The following is a 752-nucleotide window of genomic DNA, read 5'->3' as shown; positions in this document are numbered from 1 at the left end:
CATAAGGAACTGTCAGATGAATTTGATAGTTCCTTTTGCCCTCACTGCGGGCATGAGCACATCATTAGATATGGCAAGGATAAAAATGGAAATCAAAGATATTTATGCAAACATTGTCACAAGACTTTCTCGCCCATGACAGGAACTCTGTTTTCATATTCAAAGAAGGAAGCCTATCAATGGTATTTGTATATGGAATCACTCTTTCGTGGTGATACCATTGTGCAGTCTGCTCATATTGCAGGTATATGCGAACATACATCTCTTGTGTGGAGACATAAGATACTGAGTGTATGTGCTTCTCTCACGGCTGAAGATCGCATACTAGATGGAGTTGTTTACCTTGATGAAAAACTTTCAGATGTTAAACATCCTGGAATAACAGTTGAAGATAAAGAATCAAAGAAGAAAAGAGGAATCAGCAATCAGAAGAGAAACATTGTCTGTGCCATAGATGAACACAACAATAAAGTGATACAGGTATCAGAAAGAGGAAGAATACATACCAAGAATCTCTATGAAATATATAAAGACAAAATCCCTTCACAATGTACAGTTGTCAGTGACAGCCTTCGCTCATATCATGGACTGATGAAAAAGTTAGGGGTTAAATGGATTAAGATTCCATCAGGTAAGAAAGAAAAGGACGGATATACATTGGATAAGGTCAATAGATTGCATTCGTCTATTGAATTGTTTTTGCATGGATATAGAGGGATATCAGACAAGTATTTGAAGAACTACATTGGACT

Annotated in this window: 1 protein-coding gene and 1 pseudogene; both read left to right on the top strand. The window is 36.8% G+C overall.

All coding sequences use genetic code 11. From position 1 onward, the window contains the following. Nucleotides 1-9 precede the first annotated feature (9 nt). A pseudogene (locus B5E48_RS14165) lies at nucleotides 10-120 on the top strand (IS1/IS1595 family N-terminal zinc-binding domain-containing protein); the annotation flags it as partial. Between the two features lie 72 nt (nucleotides 121-192). Next, nucleotides 193-752: IS1595 family transposase (locus tag B5E48_RS13440; protein WP_158097312.1), on the top strand; the 560-nt coding region annotated here is incomplete at its 3' end.

It is taken from the genome of Massilimicrobiota sp. An105, assembly GCF_002161155.1.
Lineage (GTDB): Bacteria > Bacillota_I > Bacilli_A > Erysipelotrichales > Coprobacillaceae > Allocoprobacillus > Allocoprobacillus merdigallinarum.
Note: the sequence above shows the minus strand (reverse complement) of the source record. Positions and strands in the feature narration are given on the sequence as shown.